The sequence below is a fragment of the Phytoactinopolyspora endophytica genome, assembly GCF_004138495.1.
Taxonomy (GTDB): domain Bacteria; phylum Actinomycetota; class Actinomycetes; order Jiangellales; family Jiangellaceae; genus Phytoactinopolyspora; species Phytoactinopolyspora endophytica.
The window spans coordinates 113,249-120,456 of record NZ_ML142863.1 but is presented as its reverse complement, the minus strand read 5'-3'; the positions used below and the strand labels follow the sequence as shown (position 1 = coordinate 120,456).

Below are 7,208 nucleotides of genomic sequence, written 5' to 3'. Positions count from 1 at the left end.
CCGGTGCGCCCGGACCGCCTCGGCGCCGTGCCGTAGCGCTGCGTTCAGACCGGAAGCCGGCGTGTCGGCGACGACGTCCGCACCGAGAAGTCGCGTATCGACGCGTGTCTCGTCGTCGTCGGTGACGACGGTGACGGACGTCACGGATGCACACGCGAGGGCGGCGGCGACCGTGTCAGCGGCGAATGCCCGGGCTACCTGCGGCCTGAGCTCGCCGACCGTGTCGGCCAGCCTCGTCTTGGCGAACTCGGGCCGTTTGACGGGGATCACGATCGACCATTCACGGACGACGCCGCTGCTGTCCGTGGAGATCCGTGCAGCGGTGTGGTCATCCGGTACGGCATCGAGAGGCATCAGGTGGTCTCTTCCCAGGTCTCGGTGTGGGCTGCATGCTCGGGCCGGGGCCGCCGGCCCATTGCCGAGCCGGCCGCGGCAGTGTCGCGGCCACCGTCGGACGACCGGACACGGCAGGCTTCGTGGCCCCAGACTCCCGCCGGGTCGGCCGATCCGACATCATGTGGAGGTCCAGTCTGTCCCGGCCAGCTAGTGTTCTGAGCCGGTGGCAGCGACGTCCGGCGGCGGGCTTGGGGCATCAGTGGCTGTGATCGAATTCGAAGGAGGAGCTTGTGGCGGGATCGAGGAAGCGGGTAGGACCCTTCCGGGCCGTGGCCTACATCGTTCGGCCGTTTCTGATGGTGTTCACCCGCCGGCGTTGGGTTGGCAGCGAGCAGGTGCCTCCGGCCGGCGAGGGCATCGTGCTGGCTGCCAATCACATATCGCATCTCGACCCCATCACGTTCGCGCATTTCGTCTGGGACAACGGTCGGGCCCCACGGTACTTAGCCAAGGATGGGCTGTTCCGTATTCCGGTGATCGGGCGGATCATCGCGAGTTGTGGGCAGATACCGGTGTACCGCGACTCACATGATGCGACGCAGGCCTACCGAGCCGCCGTGGAAGCGGTGCGCAAGGGGGAGTGCGTGACGATCTACCCGGAGGGAACCATCACTCGCGACCCGGAGATGTGGCCCATGGCCGGCAAGACGGGTGCCGCGCGGGTGGCGCTGGAGACCGGCTGCCAGGTGGTTCCGGTCGCCCAGTGGGGCGTGCATACGATTCTCGCTCCGTACTCGAAGCGTCCACGGCTGTTGCCGCGCAAGACGGTGTACGTGCGGGCCGGCGATCCGGTCGATCTCAGCGATCTCCACGGTGAACAGGTCACGAGCAGCGTGCTCCGCGAAGCGACCGATCGGATCATGGCGGCGATCACGGCCGAGTTGGAGGCTATCCGGGGCGAGACGGCACCGAAGAAACGGTTCGATCCGAAGACCGCGGAGACCGCCGTCCCTGAACAGCCGGATGAGGGCACGGATACCCCTGATGGCGAGTCCGGACAGGAGACGACCTGATGCAGTCCGCCGAGCGACCGATCCGTGCGGCCGTGTTCGGGGCCGGCTCTTGGGGCACGACCTTTGCCTTGGTTCTCGCCGACGCAGGTGCGGACGTCGTGCTCTGGGGCCGCCGGCCCGAGCTGTGCGACACGATCAACCGGACCCACGTCAACAGCGAGTACCTCGACGGCATCGAACTCCCGGCGACGATCCGTGCCACCCATGACCCGCAGGCGGCAGCCGAGGGGGCCGACGTCGTCGTGCTCGCCGTGCCGTCGCAGAGTCTGCGGGCCAACTTGACCGGCTGGGCACCGTTGCTGCCGCCGTCGGCCGTGCTGGTCAGTTTGATGAAAGGTATCGAGCTGGGGACGGCGAACCGGATGAGCGAGGTCGTGGCAGAGGTGACCGGTGCCTCCGAAGACCGGATCAGCGTCGTCTCCGGGCCCAACCTCGCACCGGAGATCGCCCAGCGACAGCCGGCCGCGAGCGTGGTCGCCGCACACAATGAAGAGGTCGCGCGCCGGGTACAGGAGATGTGTCACACGCCGCACTTCCGCCCCTACACCAATACCGACGTGCTCGGGACCGAGCTGGGCGGCGCCGTGAAGAACGTCATCGCCTTGGCGGTAGGGCTCGCGGTGGGCCTGGGATTCGGCGACAACGCGCGCGCGAGCGTCATCACACGAGGTCTGGCTGAGACCGCCAGACTCGGCGAGGTACTCGGTGCGGACCCGTATACGTTCTCTGGCCTGGCCGGCCTGGGAGACCTCGTGGCAACGTGCTATTCGCCGCTGTCCCGTAACCGCACGTTCGGTGAACAGTTGGGCAGAGGCAAGACCGTAGAGCAAGCGGTGGCGTCGTCGCGGCAGGTAGCCGAAGGCGTCAAGTCCTGCGAATCGATCCTCGACCTGGCTGGACGGGCCGGAGTGGACATGCCGATCGTCGAGCACGTCACCAGAATGGTGCGCGCTGAACTCACGCCGCACGAGATGCTACGGTCTTTGCTCTCCCGCTCGGCCAAGCCCGAACGGCATGGACACTGAGAGCGATACAAGGGATAGGGTCTGTCGTCGTGAACGAAACGCCACACCGGGTCCGCGTCGCCGTCGTCTTCGGCGGCCGCAGCTCCGAGCACACGATCTCCTGCATCACCGCCGGCGGTGTGCTCGCCGCGATGGATCCGGAACGTTACGAGGTGGTGCCGATCGGCGTCACGACCGAAGGCCGGTGGGTCCTGAGCAGCGGGGAGCCGGAGCAGCTCGCCATCGCCGACGGGCAGCTGCCCCACGTCGCCGACGAGGGCGGCACAGTGGTGCTGCCGACGGGTTCCGGCCCGGTCGTCCAATCGCCCGGCGAGGTGCCGCGCGAACTGGGCACGGTCGACGTCGTCTTCCCGCTCCTGCACGGCCCTTATGGCGAGGACGGCACGATCCAAGGGTTGCTGGAGCTGGCGGACGTGCGTTACGTCGGCTCGGGCGTGCTCGCGTCCGCCGTGGGGATGGACAAACACGTCATGAAGCTGTTGCTGCGCGCGGCTGGGCTGCCGGTGGCACGGCACGTGCTGGTCGAGCCGGGGCCGTGGGAGCCGCAACGAGACGGTGTGGCGGCGGACGTGGTCGAGCTGGGCTGGCCGGTCTTCGTCAAGCCCGCTCGCGCGGGCTCCAGCATGGGCGTCGCCAAGGTCAGCGGTCCTGAGGAGTTGGAGAGCGCCGTCCTGGCCGCTCGGGAGCATGACCCCAAGGTCATCATCGAGGAGGCCGTTGCCGGGCGCGAGATCGAATGCGGTGTGCTCGAGGGAGTCCAGGGCGCTGAGCCGGAGGCGAGCGTCCTGGGCGAGATCAAGTTCGACGCGAGCCACGAGTTCTACGACTTCCAGGCGAAGTACCTGCCGGAGAACGACGTCGAGCTCGACATTCCCGCCGATGTCGCCCCCGAGACGTCGGAGCGGATGCGGCAGCTGGCGGTGACGGCGTTCCGGGCGTTGTCCTGCGAGAGCCTGGCCCGGGTCGACTTCTTCCTGCGCTCCGACGGCTCTGTCGTGGTCAACGAGGTCAACACGATGCCCGGTTTCACGCCCACGTCGATGTTCCCCATGCTGTGGGCCAAGTCCGGTCTCGACTACGCCGGACTCGTCGACCGTATGATCACGACCGCACTCAACCGTCCCCTCGGCCTCCGTTAGCCGGCATGCGTGACGTGCGCGCCCCAGGCTGCCACGGTAGGAGTCGGGAGAGGGAGATCCCTGTTTCCGCCTCCTCCTGATCAGCGCAGCTCACGCTCGGGTATGTGCTCAGCGATCGTCAAAGAGAGATCCTGGAGGATGAGACCTTCGGGGGCGTAGTCGTCGGGGACGGCGACCTCGACCATCGTCTCCCGATCGGTGGCGGTGAAGAAGGTGCCGCCGTCGGCCTCCTCGGCGAACCAGCCGACACCGTCGATGTCCAGCAGCTGAGCGTCGAGCTGGTAGGCGGCCGGCAGGTCCACCCCACAGCGCAGCACGATGGGTGGTTGTCCCCAGGCCGCGGCCGGTACCGAATCGGGATCGACGTCGCGGCGGACGGCGTCGCCGATGGTCTCCGGAAGATCGTCGAGTAGTGAAGTGCAGGAGTCCGAGCTACCGGGCTCTGGCTCGAATGGCTCGACCGAGACAGCTCCGAACCCGCAACCGGTGAGCAGCAACGCGCCGAAGCCTGCCGTCACAGATGAACGACGGGGCACGTGAGAGTTCGGGTGATACCGTCGACGCCCTGTACCCGGGCGACCACGAGCTTGCCGAGGTCGTCAACGTTGTCGGCTTCTGCGCGCACGATGACATCGTAGGGCCCTGTCACGTCCTCGGCGAGCGTGACCCCCTCGATCTGGCCGATCTGGCGGGCAACCTCTGCCGCCTTGCCGACCTCGGTCTGGATCAGGATGTATGCCTGCACCACCACGGGTTGGCCTCCAGCTCTTAAGGAATGATAGTTCGTGCGCCAACCTACATGCTGTCGCGACGAAAGAGGAGCAACGTGCCAGATAGCGTGGCCGATTTAGGTGAATTCGGCCTGATTGATGCGGTGACGTCGCGGTATCCGCAAGGAGCCGGCGTCGTACTCGGGCCCGGCGACGACGCGGCCGTCATCACCGCTCCGGACGGTCGCATGGTGGTGACGACGGACATGCTGGTCGAAGGGCGGCATTTCCGCCGTGACTGGTCCCGGGCATATGACGTCGGCCGGAAAGCGGCAGCGCAGAATCTCTCGGATATCGCGGCGATGGGGGCACGTCCGACGGCGATCACCGTCGGTTTGGCTGCGCCGAAGGATCTCGACTCCGCTTGGGCACTGGAGCTGGCGGATGGGTTGCGCGACGAGTGCGAGCTTGTCGGCGCGTCCGTGATCGGCGGTGATACGGTCAGCGCCGATGCCGTTGTCTTGGCGGTCTCGGCGTTCGGCGACCTCGAGGGCAGGGAACCGGTGCGACGGACCGGTGCGCGGCCGGGGGACATGCTGGCTGTGTGCGGCCGTCTCGGCTGGGCGGAGGCGGGCTTGCAGGTGCTCAGCCGTGGCTTCACCTCGCCACGGGTGCTCGTCGAGGCACACCGCCGCCCGGAGATCCCGTACGGCGCAGGCCCCGAGGCGGCTGCGTTGGGTGCCACGGCGATGTGCGACGTGAGCGACGGGCTGCTGGCCGACGCGGGTCACATCGCCGAGTCCAGCAATGTGCGGATCGACGTCACCTCCGCGGCACTGGAGATCACCGCTCCGATGCGCGAGGTCGGGGCGGCGCTCGGCGCGGACCCGTTGCGCTGGGTGCTGACGGGTGGCGACGACAACGCGCTGCTGGCGACGTTCCGGCCCGGCGTCGAGCTACCGGATCACTGGCGTGTCATCGGGAGCGTCACCGAGGGAGCGGGCGTCGAGGTGGACGGAGAATCCTATGAAGGCACGGCGGGTCATGCACACTTCGCCTGACCGCCTGCTGATCCACCTGGCCGCGGGGTGGATCAGGTGTCGTGGAACAGGGCGCTGACCGACTCGCCGTTGTGGATGCGACGGATCGCCTCCGCGAGCTGCGGGGCGACGGAAAGCACCTGGAGCTTCGGATGCCGCTTCGACTCGGGGATCGGCACGGTGTTCGTGCACACGATCTCGTTGACGTCGTCGAGCTCGCCGAGGCGTTCGATCGCCTTGTCCGTGAAGAGCCCGTGGGTGCAGGCGATCCGGATCGACCGGACGTGATGCTCCCGTAGTCTGTCGATCAACTCGACGACGGTGCTTCCCTTGGCGATCTCGTCGTCGAGGACGATGATGTCACGCCCTTGGACGTCGCCGATGATGGCGCTGACGCTGACACGATCGTCGGTGAAACGCTGCTTGGCACCCGCCGCGACCGGCACCCCGAGTATCCGCGCGAATGCGGAGGCGGGCTTGGCATTGCCGAGGTCCGGCGAGACGACCACCGTGTTCGACAGGTCGCCGTGCTGGAAGTGGCCGGCGAGTTCGCGTAGCGCGTGCAACTGGTCGACCGGGATACTGAAGAACCCGTGCACCTGGGGAGAATGCAGCGTCATCGCCAGCACCCGGCTGGCACCGGCGGTGACCATGAGGTCGGCTACCAGCCGGCCGCCGATGGAGATCCGCGGCGCATCCTTCTTGTCCGACCGGGCATAGGCGTAGTGCGGCATCACCACGGTGGTTCGTGCCGCTGAGGCACCTCTGGCCGCATCGAGCATGAGCAAGAGCTCGACGAGGTTCTCCTGAACCGGCGGAACGATCGGCTGGATCAGGAAAACGTCGTGCTCTCGGCAGTTGGCCTGGAGCTGGACCTCGAGACAATCATTGGCGAACCGCTGGGTCCGTACCGGATGCAACGGTACGTCCAGATGAGTGCAAATCTCCGCTGCGAGCTCGGGATGTGCAGACCCACTGAAGACGGCGATGTTGCGCATCGTGGTCGTCCAGACCTCCGCAGGCTGAGAACGTCAGTTCAGGCGGTGCGGGCGACCTTGCCGGCCTTGATGCAGGAGGTGCAGGCGTTGATCCGCTTCGGAGTGCCTCCGGAGACGGTACGCACCGACTGGATGTTCGGGTTCCAACGGCGTGGGGTCCGGCGGTGCGAGTGCGAGATCTTGTTGCCGAAGCCCGGGCCTTTGCCGCAGACGTCGCAAGTGGCAGCCACGGGTAACTCCTACGGAAGTGAAGTGTCAGGAACGATGGTGTTGCGACGGTCGCGACGCGAAACGCCCCGACCGAGGCAACCGCTCTAGGATACTGGCTAGACGCCTCAGACCCAAACCGGCGTCGCCCTCAGGCTGAGAAGGTGGAGACTCGTTCCGGCGTGATGCGCACGATCAGCCGCTGTTCATCGGCGGACTCATTGGGCGGGTCCTGGCCGAGGTACTTCTGGGACAGCGTGCGGGGCAGCGCCTTCTCCGGGTCGTCGACGAGGGTGGCTTTGCCCCGGATCTCCGCGGAGTTGTACGGGTTTTCCAGATCGAACACCGACACGCTGATCCGCGGCTCACGCATGAGGTTGCGCGCCTTCTTCCGCCCGGCCGTGGTGGAGAACAGCACGTCGTCGCCATCGCGTGTCACCCACACGACGGCCGAGTGAGGGCTGCCATCCGCATTGACGGTGGCGACCGTGGCGAAGTTCCGCTCGTCGAACAGACGGCGGGTGGTCTCGTCGAGTGTGGCCGTCATGGTCCGCATCCTCCTGGCGCAGGCTTTTGGTGAGAATCTGTTACTGAGACTATGTTCCGCCACTGTTGGCCTCTGCGGAAGAAGGCACCGACGTGTGACAGCGGAACACCGATGTGACACCGCAGGTCAGACT

Annotated in this window: 9 protein-coding genes and 1 pseudogene; 4 read left to right on the top strand and 6 right to left on the bottom strand. The window is 66.9% G+C overall.

All coding sequences use genetic code 11. From position 1 onward, the window contains the following. Positions 1-354, bottom strand: a pseudogene (locus ELR45_RS41430) (hypothetical protein); the annotation flags it as partial. Positions 355-626: 272 nt separating this feature from the next. On the opposite strand from ELR45_RS41430, the gene ELR45_RS24810 reads away from it, so the two are divergent. The 3 genes from ELR45_RS24810 to ELR45_RS24800 are packed head-to-tail and all read left to right on the top strand — an operon-like array spanning position 627 to position 3,573. Further along, positions 627-1,409 carry a lysophospholipid acyltransferase family protein gene (locus ELR45_RS24810; protein WP_205857198.1) on the top strand — a complete coding sequence of 261 codons (783 nt, stop codon included), beginning with the start codon at positions 627-629 and terminating at the stop codon, positions 1,407-1,409. Beyond that, positions 1,409-2,434 (top strand): NAD(P)H-dependent glycerol-3-phosphate dehydrogenase, encoded by a 1,026-nt coding sequence (locus ELR45_RS24805; RefSeq protein ID WP_129668728.1) that lies wholly within the window; start codon positions 1,409-1,411, stop codon positions 2,432-2,434. The genes ELR45_RS24810 and ELR45_RS24805 overlap by 1 nt, the downstream gene beginning before the upstream one ends. A gap of 29 nt (positions 2,435-2,463) precedes the next feature. Then, complete coding sequence (locus ELR45_RS24800; RefSeq protein ID WP_129668727.1) at positions 2,464-3,573, top strand: D-alanine--D-alanine ligase family protein; 1,110 nt, start codon at positions 2,464-2,466, stop codon at positions 3,571-3,573. Positions 3,574-3,653: 80 nt separating this feature from the next. Here ELR45_RS24800 and ELR45_RS24795 read toward each other — a convergent pair whose 3' ends face one another. Then, positions 3,654-4,091, bottom strand: a complete 438-nt coding sequence (locus ELR45_RS24795) for a DUF3515 domain-containing protein (protein ID WP_165368080.1) — start codon at positions 4,089-4,091, stop codon at positions 3,654-3,656. Continuing rightward, positions 4,088-4,321 (bottom strand): Lrp/AsnC ligand binding domain-containing protein, encoded by a 234-nt coding sequence (locus tag ELR45_RS24790; RefSeq protein ID WP_129668802.1) that lies wholly within the window; start codon positions 4,319-4,321, stop codon positions 4,088-4,090. The genes ELR45_RS24795 and ELR45_RS24790 overlap by 4 nt, the downstream gene beginning before the upstream one ends. 78 nt (positions 4,322-4,399) lie before the next feature. Between ELR45_RS24790 and ELR45_RS24785 the strand changes: the two genes are divergently transcribed. Beyond that, positions 4,400-5,344 carry a thiamine-phosphate kinase gene (locus ELR45_RS24785; protein ID WP_129668725.1) on the top strand — a complete coding sequence of 315 codons (945 nt, stop codon included), beginning with the start codon at positions 4,400-4,402 and terminating at the stop codon, positions 5,342-5,344. 32 nt (positions 5,345-5,376) lie between these two features. Here ELR45_RS24785 and ELR45_RS24780 read toward each other — a convergent pair whose 3' ends face one another. The 3 genes from ELR45_RS24780 to ELR45_RS24770 all read right to left on the bottom strand — a co-directional run bounded on the left by ELR45_RS24780 (position 5,377) and on the right by ELR45_RS24770 (position 7,075). Then, positions 5,377-6,321: a ribose-phosphate diphosphokinase gene (locus tag ELR45_RS24780; protein WP_129668724.1), complete on the bottom strand. Its 945-nt coding sequence runs from the start codon at positions 6,319-6,321 to the stop codon at positions 5,377-5,379. A gap of 38 nt (positions 6,322-6,359) precedes the next feature. Then, on the bottom strand, positions 6,360-6,551 hold the full coding sequence (rpmB, locus tag ELR45_RS24775) for a 50S ribosomal protein L28 (protein ID WP_129668723.1): 192 nt from the start codon (positions 6,549-6,551) through the stop codon (positions 6,360-6,362). Between the two features lie 128 nt (positions 6,552-6,679). After that, positions 6,680-7,075 carry a PPOX class F420-dependent oxidoreductase gene (locus ELR45_RS24770; protein WP_129668722.1) on the bottom strand — a complete coding sequence of 132 codons (396 nt, stop codon included), beginning with the start codon at positions 7,073-7,075 and terminating at the stop codon, positions 6,680-6,682. Positions 7,076-7,208: the final 133 nt, after the last annotated feature.

Coding starts and splice junctions, on each gene's coding strand:
- ELR45_RS24805 (WP_129668728.1), top strand. CDS start 1,409: ATGCAGTCCGCCGAGCGACCGATCCGTGCGGCCGTGTTCGGGGCCGGC.
- ELR45_RS24780 (WP_129668724.1), bottom strand. CDS start 6,321: ATGCGCAACATCGCCGTCTTCAGTGGGTCTGCACATCCCGAGCTCGCA.
- ELR45_RS24770 (WP_129668722.1), bottom strand. CDS start 7,075: ATGACGGCCACACTCGACGAGACCACCCGCCGTCTGTTCGACGAGCGG.